The sequence below is a fragment of the Oscillospiraceae bacterium genome (assembly GCA_034925865.1).
Taxonomy (GTDB): Bacteria; Bacillota; Clostridia; order Oscillospirales; family SIG627; genus SIG704.
In genome coordinates, this window is record JAYFRN010000023.1 from 1 (window position 1) to 14,183 (window position 14,183).

Consider the following 14,183-nt stretch of genomic DNA (forward strand, 5'->3'; position numbering starts at 1 on the left):
CGATATGGTGATAGACGGAGACCTGTTCATAACCGCCGATAACAGCGATGACGCAATTACTCTTGAAAATGTGACAGTTAAAGGCAAGATATATTATAACGCGGCGAATATAGGCGCGATAAAATATGTCGGACAGAACACAATTACTGAAAAAATAAATATTGACGCCGCGCTGACCGGCGCGACAGGTGCCACTGGCGCAACAGGAGCTACAGGCGCGACAGGTGCCATAGGCGAGCAAGGTTACCGTGGATTTGCCGGATCGACCGGAGCCACAGGCGCCACAGGAGCTCCCGGTATTCCTGGAGTACCCGGATTACCGGGTCCCCAAGGTCCTCAGGGTCCTGCAGGAGCAACAGGTGCTACAGGTGCTACAGGTGCTACAGGTATAGGTGCTACTGGCGCAACAGGCGCCACTGGAGCTCCAGGTGCTACTGGCGCAACAGGCGCAGTAGGTGCAACAGGTGCTGACGGTGCTACAGGTGCTGACGGTGCAGTAGGTGCTACAGGCGCTACAGGCGCTACAGGTGCAACTGGTGCCACTGGTGAAACCGGAGCAACTGGTGCTGCAGGCGCTAATGGCGCAACTGGTGAAATCGGCGCAACCGGTGCCACAGGCGCAACCGGTGCCACAGGTGCTACAGGCAATGCAGGTATTCAGGGCGATCAGGGTCTTCAAGGTATTCAGGGTCTTCAAGGCATACAGGGTGATACCGGAGCTACAGGCGTAACTGGTGCCACCGGTGAAACCGGCGCTACTGGCGCAATAGGTAAAACCGGCGCTACCGGTGCAATCACAAGTGATTTCGGTTATATATATGATATAGCGACTGTTGGTGATACAACAATCGCTGGCGGAGCCGATGTTCCTTTTTCACATAACGGACCGATTCTCCCCCCTATCAGTCATACCCCTGGCACAACCTTTTATACGATCAACTCAACCGGAACATATATGATTTCATATACAATTTCATATACGGCAGGAGCAGGAGCAGAGATAGCTATCGCGGTAGATAATAATTGTGATGCGTCAACGTATATCTCATTAATAAACAATACGGATACTGTCAGCGGAACCGCAATGCTCAATCTGATAGCGGGCAACGTTATTACTTTGCGTAATACTACTCCCACTCCAATTACTATGGTTTTAGCTCCGTCCCTCGGCGCCCAACTTAGCATTATTAAAATTAGTTAATTAATTCAATCATGAGAACGGCGGAGCAATTTCCGCCGTTCTCGACTGTGTTATATTGCAATACACACATATTTTATCTTAAATCAGCAATTAATTTAATTGAGAGAATATTACATATGGAAAAAAGCAAAAACAATAGATCAGGACTATATAAATATATTTGTAATATAAAACCGATAGCCGTACTGACGGCTTTTTATATAATATTCACAGCGTTAAGATTTATTATCGGATTATTTACGAGTCAAAATCCCATCATTTTACCTGACGAGAATATTTATATGAATCTTGCGCGTTCTATTCATGAAAGCGGAATTGTGTCGATGCGTTCACAGCCGGTTTCATATTATACTCTTTTATATTCATTTGTAATTTCCCCTTTTTTTGCGCTCCCTGCGTCAGTAAATATTTTCAGAGTTGTACAACTGTTCAATACTGTTATTATGAGCCTTGCCGTATTTCCGGCATTTTATATAGCTGACCGCTTTTTAAATAATCAAAAAACCGCCTATGCAGTCGCGTTATTTTCGCTTTTCATACCGGATATGATCATGGCGTCAAGGCTGATGACCGAAGCGTTTGTTTATCCGATTTTTCTGTTTGCAATATTCTTAATGCTCCCTGCTTTCTCGGATGGCTGCCCGATTTCATCACTTAGAGCTTCCGTGTGTGCAATTATTTCTTTTTTGCTTTATCTGTCAAAATCCGGTTCAATTGCGCTCGTCATTGCATTTTCACTGTATTTAATCATTTATTCTATAAAGAACAAAGACCAGAAAGCTATTATAAAATTCGCGATTTTTACCGGTGTATTTTCGTTATTATATTTTGTATTCAGATTTATTTGTGTCGCAAAATTAAAAATTGACCCTTCGGTTGAAACTATATACAACACATATGCTCCGGCAAATATGATCGAGCATATTTCAAGAACTCTTCCCGGAATGCTGCTTTACATTTTTTATACAATAATCGCATTCGGAATATTTCCCATACTTATCCCGTTAGCATCAATAAAAGAATTTCCGAACCATAAGCGCAGACTGATAATTTTTTCAGTAATTGTTCTTGCGATGTATGCCGCAGGAGCCTGCTGGATGTTTTATGCAAGTGAAACGGTTGGAAATTTCCATGCGGGACGAATTCATATCAGATATTTATTTCCCTTTATGCCCTTATTTTTTATGTTTTTCCTGTCACCTGAATTAAAAAACAAGAAACCGCATGGCATAATGATGCTTGGCGTTTCTTATTTAATTGCCGTGTTCGCCACTCAGTCGTTCACATCAATATTATCCGGAGAATCATATTGCGTGGATGCAATATCTCTTTCTTATATTACATTTTCAAGAGGCGATTTCAATTCACGCCTGTTTATGCAGGTTGTAGTCATGACATTTTTGCTTTATATGGCATACCAATTCTTATCTAATGGTTTTGGCAAAAAGGAACGCAATTCTGTTATTATTTTTATGGCTTGCACTATCCTGCTGTCAAATATCTGCGGATATGTAAAATGCTTATATAATACTGATGAAAGACTTACTGATGACGTTCAAAGCACAGTATCATATGCTTACGGAAGGAAAACAACTTTGATTCTGAGCAATGACACATATTTTGATAATAATCTTTCCGTTCTTGATTGTTCGCTCCGTCAATCGCCATATTGTATTAATATAGATGAATTATGCTTCGGTATGAGCGAATACGGGAAAATAAATTCAATTGTTCCGAGTAAATATTGGACGGAAAACCCTATTAATCCTATTTCACTATGCGACTCTTATATAATGAACGGTTTTGTATATAATAATGCTGTAATCGCGGATGGAGCTTCATGTGAGCTGTCTGCGAACGGATATTATTTAAAGTTATCTCCAAACAAAGACGGTAAATTGTTCAAGAGTATTATGACAAATGTCAGTAAATTAGGAGAGCTTAGAAATAACTCATCCGTTTGGCTGTTTGATCAATCGCTTTTATCAAATGAGACCGTTAATATTTATTTAAAAGTCACTGCCTCGTCGGCGGGTACATTAACAATTTCAACAGATACACAAAGCTTTTACTATAACATAGATAAAAATTCAGAATGGATTTATGGAGTTTATAATGTATCGGGAGATGGTATGAAATTTTCGATTTCCTCTGATACTGATGCAATTAAAGTACTCACATATTCATTCGAAAAATAATATTTTAATTGTTATAATTAATATTTATACAGAGAGAGCTGTTAAAAGCTTCTCTCTGCGTTTTTACTGGTTAAAAATATTCAGTGAATTCTGCAATTATACAAATAACAACTTTAAATATTGAATTATTTTCTTGATTTCTGCAGTGTAATATGTTATCATATGTAAAAATATATATATTAAATGACAGGAGTTGTTATAATTTATGAACATCGGCGAGCTAATTGCGTTTATTCTATATTTCCTGCTTGTCGTAGGTATCGGTGTTTATTTCTTTCTGAAAACAAAAGGAGGAGATGAAAAGGATTATTTTCTAGGCGGACGTAAAATGAACAGCTGGGTCACGGCTCTCAGCGCACAAGCATCAGATATGAGCGCTTGGCTTCTCATGGGTCTTCCCGGCTCTATTCTCGCGTACGGTATGGGCAAGGTGTGGATAGCAATAGGTCTTCTTATCGGAACCATATTGAACTGGATTTATGTTGCGCCGCGACTTCGCAAATTCTCGAAAATTGCAAATGACTCCATAACAATACCACAATATTTATCAAATCGTTTTGCCGGCGGACACATGTTATTACAGGTAATATGCGCATCGGTCTTCTTTGTTTGCTATGCGGTATACGCTGCTTCAAGCTTCAAAGCATGTGGATTGTTATTTAATTCTGTTTTAGGTATTGATTATAATATTGCCACCTTAATTGCTACCTGTATTATTCTTCTATATACCTTCCTTGGCGGATTTGCTGCGGTATGCTGGACTGATTTTTATCAGGGAATGATAATGCTTGTTGCTTTAATGATTACTCCGATAGTAGCGTTTATAGCAATTGGACAGGGCAACACACTTGATATCGGCACGGCAGTAGGGATCAGTGAGCATTATTGGAATTTACTTCCTAGTGGAAAATTCGACTGGGCGAGTGCGTCATCAATTATTTCCGGACTTGCATGGGGACTCGGATATTTCGGTATGCCTCATATCCTTGTAAGGTTTATGTCAATCAAAAAAGTTTCAATGATTAAAAAAAGCCGAATAATTGCTCTTGTATGGGTTGTTGCGGCGCTCACAGCCGCTGTTGCGGTCGGACTGGTTGGTAGGATTTTCATACCGGGACTTTCAAACCAGGATTCGAGCCTAGTATTTATACATATGGCAAGAAATTTGTTTCCTCCCTTTATAGCCGGAATTCTTCTTTCCGGAATTCTCGCCGCATCGATGAGTACTGCAGATTCACAGCTTCTCGTATCTGCTTCAGCGATAACAAGCGACATATACAAACCTCTCCGTAAAAATGCAAGCAATAAAGAAATTTTATGGATTGGTCGTGCGGTTGTTATGATCATTACCATAATTGCATTTTTTATCGCAATAAACCCAAAAAGCGGAAGTATAATGGATCTCGTCGAAAATGCCTGGGCAGGCTTCGGCTCCGCGTTTGGTCCTGTTATTCTTTTATCTCTGTTCTGGAAAAAATGCACATACAAAGGAGCTGTTGCAGGTATATTCGGAGGCACTGTTGCTGATGTCCTTTGGCTGATGTTCCTTTCATCATCAACCGGTGTGTATGAGCTTTTACCGGGATTTATAATAGGATTTATATGCGCCGTGCTTGTTTCAAAATCTGACGCAAAAAATATAATTGACAGCAGCTCTTATTTTGAATCCGCAAACAAAGCAACGGACGAAGAATAATCTGATGTTTATTATTAAAACGGCAATTAAATAAGTTTTTTCTAAAAGTGAGAAAAGTCCATATATCAAAGGCTTTTCCCTCTTTTAGCGGTAATTATTCAATTGTTGAGTTAATAAGCAGCAAACTTATTTCACTTAAAACAAGGATTATTAAATTGCTGTTTTAATAATTACCTCAAATTTGAAGGGTTGTATCAACATGCCATAATGGCGTAAGAATACAACCCTTAATATTTTATAAATCAAGCTTTTCAAAAGCTTTCACGGATATTTTATATGCAGATATTGTAAGAGCCATAAAAATAATTATTCCACCAGACAAAACAATGAGTTTTTGCGTAAGGTTTTCCGGATCAGGAGTATCAAGTTCATTTTTGAAAAACGGTATTACATGTGCGCATGTCTCAAAGATCGTTATACATATAAATTCGATTATGCTGGCCCACACAAAAGCTTTACCGGTTTTATCAGGTGAGGAGTAATATCGTCTGAAGAAAGCAAAGTTGAATATACCGATAATTATTAATGAAATTCCAAAAAAAGCTATGTTCGCGTCCATTCCCACTTCATTTCCTTGCATATTAAATGTCCCTCTGATTACTGCAAAAGGCAGGCAGAATATAAGCTGTGCTGCTTCCAGTATCACCGCTAACCAAATCCTTGCCTTCACAATTTCACGCTTGCGTACAGGGAGCAGCATAGAGTAAAATATATCGTGGTTCTCACGCCCTGTAAGACAAATAAAAAATATACCTAGAGACGTATAAAAGAATATAACATAATATGGATAGTTTGGGATCAACATCATAGCGGACAAAAACATAAATAATATATTTGTAGGATGTATGGCAAGACTGAATTCCTTTGCAAGCAAAAATTTCATAGAGTCTCCTCCTTATCAAGATGAATCATTATGCTTTCAAGATCGGCATCTTTGATTACGGTATTATTAATTTCTGTTTTATAATTTTCATATGAAGATTTTTCAATTAATGCCGAATAGCCGAACTTTGCTCTTTTTTCACCTATTAAGCTCCCGGCAAGTACTGACGGTGCCGAAGCGTATTCTGCAACAAGGTACTTTCCGACAAAATCCGCGCATGCCTCGGAAGCGATTATTCTCCCGTCTTTTATATATATAATATCATCGGCACACTTATCAAGATCGGAAGTTATATGTGTTGAAAACAATATAGTTTTTCCTTCATCAGAAAGTGATAAAAATACATCAAGAAGATCATCACGTGATACAGGGTCCAATCCGCTTGTAGGTTCATCGAGAATAAGAAGCTGAGCGTTATGAGATAAAGCGAGAGCAAGAGAATATTTTACTCTCATACCCGCTGAAAGCTGTTCCGGAGTTTTATTTTCATCAAGTGAGAACATATTAGTGTATTTTTTATATGATTTTGTATCCCATTTTTCATAAAAACAGCTTGTTACAGAAGTAATTGTTTTAAGCTTTTTTTTTGAATAATAATCTATACCTCCTGAAACAAAACCTATTCTTTTTTTAATTTCAAGCTCATTCTGAGCGAAAGGAAGCCCGAAGAATTCAATTTTACCTGAATCCGGATGTACAAAATTCAAAAGTGATTTTAGTGTGGTTGTCTTCCCTGCTCCGTTTCTACCAATAAATCCGGTTATCCTCCCGGGTTCCAGCTCAAATGAAACATCATCGAGTTTAAACGATGAATATTTCTTTGTGAGTTTATCAACTGATAATACTTTCATTGTCATAATCCTCTATATTTATTTTATCGCAAAAATTGCATTCATTCTTTATTCATTCTTCATTTTCGCCTTCAGGAACGATGCCGCCAAAAATCAGAGAAGCGACTTTGTCAAATGAATTTTTAGGCGGAATTGCTATTCCTCTTTTTATATCACCGAGAATGATCAGTGTGTCACCTGGAGATATACCAAAAACATCTCTTGCTTCCTTCGGAATTACGATCTGTCCTTTTTCCCCTACTTTTACCGTCCAGGCATATTTTCCTTTGCCCTTATTCATTTATAATCCTCACATAAAGTATGATTTGTATAACTTTTCTTACTGTTTGGAATTATAGCACTTCTACTGTATGAAGTCAAGTTATATATTTGCTTTCTGTATCGGTTTACGATATTTTTAATTATTTCCATTGACAAGATGCATTCATAATGATATACTTATAATTGTAATTTAATATTGCTATTTCGACAAAAGCAATGACCGGGAAGAAGTAATAAAGCTTTAATACGCAAAGAGAGCTGCCGGACGGTGAGAGGCGCGCGATTTACTTTATGAATACATCCTGAGAGCTTCACTCCGAACGGTGTATGTATCATTTTATCAAATACCAAGTAGACAGTGACGCGTCCGCACGTTATCGCGGCAAGCATTATTTATGTATGCTAAAGAGGTCTTCGTGAATTTCACGCAGGCGAAGCAAGGTGGTACAGCGATTTTTCGCCCTTGACAAACCATTGGTTTGTCAAGGGCTTTTATTTACTCATTATAATTCACATTTGAAAGGAATCCCATTAAATGCCGATTACCGATTTTCTCGAAAAAAACGCAAAATTATGGCCGAATGATATTGCGCTCGTTGAGATCAATCCTGAAATGCAGCCCTCTCATCCCATCACATGGCGTGAATATAATTTAATTGAATCAGCTCCCGGTGGCAAATACCGCAGGGAGATGACCTGGCGTGATTTTGATATAAAAGCAAACCGCTTTGCCAATCTTCTTTTAACAAGAGGTGTAAAAAAAGGCGATAAAGTAGCAATTTTACTTATGAACTGCCTCGAATGGCTTCCTATATATTTTGGTATTCTTAAAACAGGAGCTATCGCGGTACCAATGAATTATCGTTATACCGCTGATGAGATCGAATACTGCCTTGAGCTTTCTGACGCGTCAGTGCTTATCTTCGGGCCTGAATTTGTAGGTCGTGTCGAACAGATAGAAAAGAAGCTTGTAGGCATTAAGCATATGTTTTATGTCGGATGTGATCTGCCGATTTTTGCAGACAGTTATAATACACTTACCACATTTTGTTCATCCGTGGCTCCGGCAGTCGAATTAAACGACAACGATGACGCGGCAATATATTTTTCTTCAGGCACTACCGGCTTTCCAAAAGCAATACTTCACTGTCACCTTGCGCTAGTCTCATCCTGCCTTACCGAGCAGCATCATCACGGGCAAAAGAAGGATGATGTTTTTCTCTGTATTCCTCCCCTTTACCATACCGGCGCAAAGATGCATTGGTTTGGCAGTCTTATTTCCGGTTCAAAAGCGATTCTTCTTCGTGGTGTAAAGCCTGAATGGGTCATTCGCTGTGTATCCAGCGAGAGAGCCACGATCGTATGGCTTCTTGTCCCGTGGGTGCAAGATATTCTAGACAGTATAGATCGCGGCGATATAAAACTGTCAGAATATAACCTTGATCAATGGCGACTTATGCATATCGGTGCGCAGCCGGTTCCTCCGAGTTTGATTAGAAGATGGAAAAAAATATTTCCGAATCATCAGTACGATACAAATTACGGTCTTTCAGAATCAATCGGTCCCGGCTGTGTTCATCTCGGTGTCGAGAACATTAATAAGGTAGGCGCGATCGGAAAAGCGGGTTATCTCTGGGAAACAAAAGTAATAAACAGTAACGGAAATGAAGTTTCGGGCGATGAGGTTGGCGAGCTCGCGGTTAAGGGCCCCGGTGTTATGAAATGTTATTACAAAAACCCCGAAGCAACTGCTGAAATATTAAAAGATGGATGGCTTTACACCGGCGATATGGCCAGAATTGATAATGATGGCTTTATATATCTGATCGACCGTAAAAAGGATGTTATCATAACCGGAGGAGAAAACCTTTATCCCGTACAGATAGAGGATTTTCTTCGCGCAAACATAAAAATAAAGGATGTTGCGGTGATCGGACTTCCGGATGACAGACTCGGTGAAATTGCCGCGGCAATAATATCAATCAAAGATGGTGAAACAGCTACCGAAGATGAAATTAATGAGTATTGTACGGCTCTTCCCCGCTACAAGCGTCCAAGAAAAATAATTTTTGATGATGTGCCGCGAAATCCTACCGGTAAGATCGAAAAGCCAAAGCTACGTGAGAAATATTGCGGTGGCAGACTTGTAGAAGTTCAGACCACTAAGTAATTAACCTGGTTTTTATATGTGATATTAATGATATAAATCTATAGAATCACGGAATAAATCTGCTTTAAAAAAGTTGTTCGTTCTAATAAAGAACAAACAACTTTTATTATAATTGATTTAAAAAACAGATTTTAAAGTTATTTTGCCGTTATAACAGAGACAGGACAGTTTTCTTGCGCTTCGGTCGCTGTTTCCTCCACAGATTCTGGAACAGGATCCGTATAAACCTCGGCGAGCCCGTCATCAGCCATCCGGAAAACCTCCGGACAGGTTGACACGCACAGTCCGCAGGCGATACAGCCTTTTCTGTCTATAGTTGCTTTCATATGCTTAACTTCCTTCATATTAATTATTATTGCAAAAACGCCTTGACATTAATTCAACGTTTCTGTATAAAAACCATTATTATATTGTCGTTTTTTTCAGGTAATCATTCATAAAAACATTATATTATCATTATTAAAACGGCAATTAAATAAGTATTGTTTTGCGGTAATTATTTAATTGGGAATAATAATACCTAGCTGAACCAAATTTTTTGCACCAGTAAAAAGCTCGTAAGTGAAGTACCATTATATGAGTGTAAGGAGCATAATTATTGTCTTTCTTGAATGGCGCTTATAAACGCTTTTACAATTTCAGGATCAAATTGTGTTCCGCTGCATCTGATTAACTCACTTATTGCCTGATCAAATGTTTTCTTAGCTTGATACGGTCTCATTGATGTCATGGCATCAAAGCTATCTGCGACTGTCAACATCCTTGCTAAATAATCAATTTCCTCTCCCTTAAGCTTATCGGGATATCCAGTGCCATTATATTTTTCATGATGATGCAATACAATCGGAATCATTTCATTCAATGAGCCTATATTCTTTAAAATCTCCACTGCATTTTGAGGATGATTTTTTAATATTTCCCATTCCTCTTCGTTAAGCGGCTCTGTTTTCATCAAGATTTGCTCTGAAATATTAATTTTTCCGATATCATGAAGATAAGCCGAAAATATCAACCTTTTTTTATCTGTATCAACAAGCTTCATCTTTCTTGCCAGAAGCGTACAGTAGTAAACAACTCTTTCCACATGACCATATGTATATTTATCCTTGGCATTTATGACCGCAATTAAAGTTTTTGTTGAAGCAATCGTATCACTGTCTATATTATATATATTGTTTTTAAGTTCTTCCAAAATTGAATAATATGCTTCGACACGGTTCTTCGATAAAAACTTTGCTCTGTAACAAGCTTCATCTGCCTTTTCTAATAGCTCCGTACCTGTCTTTGCTTTTATCGGGAAAACCGATACGCCTACAGATATTGTAAGGTTTTCGCCCGGCAGATTCTCCTGTCCATCAAATTTATATTCCTGTACTGATTTTCGTATTTTTTCCGCTTCTTCAATAGCGGAGGCTTCGCTTGTTTTTGGCATTAAAACTGTAAATTCTTCACCTCCATAACGACTAATTAATGAATTACATTGCGCGACTTTTTTAATAATACCGGCAATTGCACTAAGAACCTCGTCACCTTTCTGATGTCCGTAAAGGTCGTTATAATATTTAAAATTATCTATATCTATAAATAATAATGACAATTCACTGCCGTCATTTTCGCTTTCCTTTATGTTTCTTGATAAATAATCAAAAAAATAACGGTGATTATAAAGCCCGGTAAGTCCGTCAATATTGACAAGCTCTTTCAAATTTTCAATATGTTTTTTTCTAAGGTTGACATAATATCCTATTGTCCATGAGACGATTAAAAAAACGCAAGCAAGAACAATGTCGCTTTCGAAAAATGTATTTATTTCCGCTTTAGGCGCAAAACCAAGATCAATTCCTAAAATAAATATAGCCGACATACCGGAAACTAATATACTTTCCTTCATGGTGCATTCTATACTGGATGAAATAATGACAAATAAAAATAGATATTTATAACTGCTTTCGTATGAACCTGTCAACATAACTGACAAAAATGCGATCGTCATCGATATTAATGGATCGATCCATTTTTTTATCGGATTTTTATCATTGATTTTTGATTGTATTAATACCCATAATATATATGTTGTTAATATTAACAATAAAACAAAAGCTATCATTACACCGGATTTCAAAAAAAGCACAATATCATTATATCTAAACGAATTATACTGCAGAAGAGCAATAGCCGGAAATGACAAAGAGGCTATTTTAACTATGTTTAATATCTGATTAATCTGTGTTTCTTTATCATTTTCTTTTGTTAACATATTAAATTCCTCTATTTAACATTATTTCCCATAATATACGCGTTATTACTTCACTCTTAAATGATTTTTCAATTTTTATAATCAAAGACGTATATATAAATATCTATTTATTTCTCTTCTGTGTATATTATATTATAAGTATCCAAAAAATAATTTTTCCTCCAAGAAAATCATTTTATATATAATTATGAAAGCAATTTAATAAACATTGTCTTACAAGAGAAAAGACCATATTAATCGCAACATAAATGAGAAGCAGTGATTGCTGTTTCTAAATTGATTATTAAACTCGATATTGATAATATTCGTGTTTAAAACCTGATTAATTATCAATTACGAAGATCATTATAAGCATTATAATAATATATAGAAGGCTTTTCGCCTTCTATATATTATTATGTTGCTGTGCTTAGTCGTTGAGAGACTTCGGTTCTTCGGGTTGGTAAATGAAATAAAGACAAGCAGAAGATGCAACCAACGCCGCGACCAATGTGGAAAGCGCTGCGATTATGCCATAAAGCTTTTTCATGATGCTCCTCCTTTTATTATAAATATTTATCACAAATTGCCAATGCAATTTGAAATATCAATAAGATAAAGATTGATTTTATGATTGCTTAAATCATGCTCTAATGGTCAAAGAACACCAACATCTTTGGGTTATGATTTCTTTTCATTATATGTAAACATATGATTTATGAAATCAATGAATTTGGCACCTGTGTGAGTAAGAGTAAATATCTGCCAACTCACTCCAAAAAGCAAGCTGATTCCATATGAAAAGAACATTTTATATCCAGATGCTAAAAGCAGCACAGAAATAATAAAATATATTGAAAGAACAATGAAGCTGCCTTTCTTCATTTTCTTTTTCTTGATTTCCGTTCTTATTGGTTTATTCGGGGAATCAACCGGTGCCACTTTATAAACAATAATATATGATAACAAATATATTATAATAATTGCGGCCGTCATAATAAATGGATTATATATCACTGTTAATAACTTATTAGCTATAACAGCTGCCGTAATACAGTAAAATACGCTGAAGGCAGTGCATATTTCGGCGGTTCTGGCATGAGCCCCCCCACTGTATTTTCTTAAAAAGCTGACAGAAAAGCATACGATCAATGCTTCCGCAGGAGTACCGATCAATAATCCGAATAGTAATACAAGCAAAGTAGTGAAAACAATTTGAATAATTGCAATCAAACCATATGCAATAACAGCTTCTTTTTCGCTGTCATAACCGAGCGACAGCGAAATATTATTCGCCAGTTTCCTTGCCAGTTTCTCCATCTTTCATTTTCCTTGCTTCAATTTTGTTTAATATATAATAACCAACAAAAATAAATATCGCAAAAAATATATTAGCCGGAATACCGCTCAGAGCCTGTGTCAGACCATTCTTTGAATTCAATAATTTAGACGCTTCATCATAACCGCCATAAATTAATGTCAGCAAAAGCATGTTGCATACTTCGGAAATTACAATTAAAATAAAAGAAACAACAGCCGATATTATTACATTTATTACCTTTGACAGCTGGTTTCGATATATAAATTGAAAAGAAACGATTATCACGAAAAGAGTTAACACCGTATTTACGCCAATTGCGATCGGTAAAAGCCTGAACAGATATGTGGAAACAGCGCAAATTAAACTTATAAGTAAAAATTTCTTGATATCAATTTTAGTTTTCGTGAAAAATTGAACGGCAAGAACGGCAAGAACAGACTGAGGCAGACCGATTATTAGCAGCGTTATCATTTTTACTGAGATTCCGCCCATTAAATCTTCCTCCTAAAACCGCTTATATCATTACTATTACTATATTTTTCATTTAAAGCTCTTATTAAATAATACAGCATAATACATACGAACAAATGAATAAATACATCGCCCGGACTTAATATGCTGTAACCATAATCAATATAATCTGTCAGAATTTTAAATTTTATATTCGAACCGCCGAGGACGTGAAGCCCGTCAACCGAACCAAGCAACTCAGGAGACACATATCCAGTAATATATGAAAAGCTCGGAAACACAGGCATTTTGCCGCCGTTTTGAGAAATTACGAATTTATTTAGAAGAGTACCTATTACTATAAAAAATGATCCAGTTATTGCAGGTTTGTATAATTTATAGACAAACATTGAAAACATAAAAGACAAAATAATAGCGGGTTCAATTAAATAAACATGTTGAATAAAATAGTAATCATTGAAAAACACACTGAATTCTATATAAACTAATACACATTGAATTAACAGGACAATATAAAATGTCCAGGTATAAAACAGATATTTTAATTTATAGTGATTAACTTTAGCGAGAAGACATACTAAAAATATCTCTACTATCAATTCGTCTCCAGCCTTTCACGAATAAATACCTTATTTTACATCTATGGACATTATATCACAATATTTCCAAAAAAACAACAGTAAGTTTATAATTTATGACCCCCAAATAGACATATTATAGAATTTATTAATTATTATATAGTATACAACTATATTTTAATATATCCATTTATTGTTTATTAACATGGCTTATTATAAATATATTTACAACATCAAGTAACATATGTTATAATAGATCATAATATTCGTCAGCTTATCTATAGAAATCAGAAAAGCATTATTCGGTTTTGCATAAA

At 36.5% G+C, this 14,183-nt stretch carries 13 protein-coding genes; 4 read left to right on the forward strand and 9 right to left on the reverse strand.

The genetic code is table 11. From position 1 onward, the window contains the following. The 3 genes from VB118_08540 to putP form a co-directional block, all read left to right on the forward strand. Nucleotides 1–1,201 (forward strand): collagen-like protein (locus tag VB118_08540; protein MEA4832648.1); only part of this gene is annotated, 1,201 nt, incomplete at its 5' end. 116 nt (nt 1,202–1,317) lie between these two features. Then, nucleotides 1,318–3,399 (forward strand): hypothetical protein, encoded by a 2,082-nt coding sequence (locus VB118_08545; GenBank protein MEA4832649.1) that lies wholly within the window; start codon nt 1,318–1,320, stop codon nt 3,397–3,399. Nucleotides 3,400–3,604: 205 nt separating this feature from the next. After that, nucleotides 3,605–5,095, forward strand: coding sequence for a sodium/proline symporter PutP (putP, locus tag VB118_08550; GenBank protein ID MEA4832650.1), 1,491 nt, complete (start codon nt 3,605–3,607; stop codon nt 5,093–5,095). A 235-nt stretch (nt 5,096–5,330) separates the two neighbouring features. Here the strand turns inward: putP and VB118_08555 are convergent, their stop codons facing one another. The 3 genes from VB118_08555 to VB118_08565 are packed head-to-tail and all read right to left on the reverse strand — an operon-like array spanning nt 5,331 to nt 7,109. Further along, entirely contained in the window at nt 5,331–5,978 is a 648-nt protein-coding gene (locus VB118_08555; protein ID MEA4832651.1) for an ABC-2 transporter permease, read from the reverse strand. Further along, nucleotides 5,975–6,829, reverse strand: a complete 855-nt coding sequence (locus VB118_08560) for an ABC transporter ATP-binding protein (protein ID MEA4832652.1) — start codon at nt 6,827–6,829, stop codon at nt 5,975–5,977. The genes VB118_08555 and VB118_08560 overlap by 4 nt, the downstream gene beginning before the upstream one ends. Nucleotides 6,830–6,881: 52 nt before the next feature. Then, nucleotides 6,882–7,109: an AbrB/MazE/SpoVT family DNA-binding domain-containing protein gene (locus tag VB118_08565; GenBank protein MEA4832653.1), complete on the reverse strand. Its 228-nt coding sequence runs from the start codon at nt 7,107–7,109 to the stop codon at nt 6,882–6,884. Nucleotides 7,110–7,625: 516 nt separating this feature from the next. On the opposite strand from VB118_08565, the gene VB118_08570 reads away from it, so the two are divergent. Further along, nucleotides 7,626–9,260, forward strand: a complete 1,635-nt coding sequence (locus VB118_08570) for a class I adenylate-forming enzyme family protein (GenBank protein MEA4832654.1) — start codon at nt 7,626–7,628, stop codon at nt 9,258–9,260. 137 nt (nt 9,261–9,397) lie between these two features. Here VB118_08570 and VB118_08575 read toward each other — a convergent pair whose 3' ends face one another. From VB118_08575 to VB118_08600, 6 genes are all read right to left on the reverse strand, one after another. Further along, complete coding sequence (locus VB118_08575; GenBank protein ID MEA4832655.1) at nt 9,398–9,586, reverse strand: ferredoxin; 189 nt, start codon at nt 9,584–9,586, stop codon at nt 9,398–9,400. A 269-nt stretch (nt 9,587–9,855) separates the two neighbouring features. Then, nucleotides 9,856–11,517, reverse strand: a complete 1,662-nt coding sequence (locus VB118_08580) for a diguanylate cyclase (protein MEA4832656.1) — start codon at nt 11,515–11,517, stop codon at nt 9,856–9,858. Between the two features lie 409 nt (nt 11,518–11,926). Continuing rightward, the gene (locus tag VB118_08585; protein MEA4832657.1) at nt 11,927–12,046 is read right to left on the reverse strand and encodes a cyclic lactone autoinducer peptide; all 120 of its coding nucleotides are present in this window, start codon (nt 12,044–12,046) and stop codon (nt 11,927–11,929) included. 131 nt (nt 12,047–12,177) lie between these two features. Then, nucleotides 12,178–12,816 carry an accessory gene regulator B family protein gene (locus VB118_08590; protein MEA4832658.1) on the reverse strand — a complete coding sequence of 213 codons (639 nt, stop codon included), beginning with the start codon at nt 12,814–12,816 and terminating at the stop codon, nt 12,178–12,180. Then, nucleotides 12,785–13,309 carry a hypothetical protein gene (locus VB118_08595; GenBank protein ID MEA4832659.1) on the reverse strand — a complete coding sequence of 175 codons (525 nt, stop codon included), beginning with the start codon at nt 13,307–13,309 and terminating at the stop codon, nt 12,785–12,787. The genes VB118_08590 and VB118_08595 overlap by 32 nt, the downstream gene beginning before the upstream one ends. Next, nucleotides 13,309–13,887 (reverse strand): DUF5317 family protein, encoded by a 579-nt coding sequence (locus VB118_08600; GenBank protein MEA4832660.1) that lies wholly within the window; start codon nt 13,885–13,887, stop codon nt 13,309–13,311. The genes VB118_08595 and VB118_08600 overlap by 1 nt, the downstream gene beginning before the upstream one ends. Nucleotides 13,888–14,183 lie beyond the last annotated feature (296 nt).